This is a genomic window from Streptomyces jumonjinensis (assembly GCF_009600885.1).
In the GTDB taxonomy this organism is placed as follows: domain Bacteria; phylum Actinomycetota; class Actinomycetes; order Streptomycetales; family Streptomycetaceae; genus Streptomyces; species Streptomyces jumonjinensis.
In genome coordinates, this window is sequence record NZ_VCLA01000150.1 from 96,711 (window position 1) to 97,083 (window position 373).

Below are 373 nucleotides of genomic sequence, written 5' to 3' on the forward strand. Positions count from 1 at the left end.
TTCCTCGGTGTACCGCTTGATCACCGTGTCCTTGTCGGCGAGGACGCGTTCCCGGGCGGCTGCCCGGTCTGTCGGCTGAGCGTGGGGCACTGACTGTCTCCTCGTGTTCTGTGCGGGTGGTGCCCGCCCCCGGTCGCCGAGTCGTCAGGCGACCGGGGGCGGGGGTTCAGTGGGACGGCGGCAGACCCTCGGGAGTACAGAGCGCCTCACCCGTGAGCATCGGGAGGAGATCTGCGACAGGGGAATCGGGCGGCCAATCCGTCTCCGGGGCGGTCAGTTCGTAGCCGTGCCCGCCGGGATGACCCTTGTAGAGGGCGCACTCCCGGTGCGGTCCGTCCCGAACAGGACACACAGGAAGGGTGAGGATGGTCGT

The 373-nt window shown here is 68.9% G+C and carries 1 pseudogene; it reads right to left on the minus strand.

Annotated elements, in window-relative coordinates:
- Positions 1-166: 166 nt before the first annotated feature.
- Positions 167-373 (minus strand): annotated as a pseudogene (locus FF041_RS39115) (hypothetical protein); the annotation flags it as partial.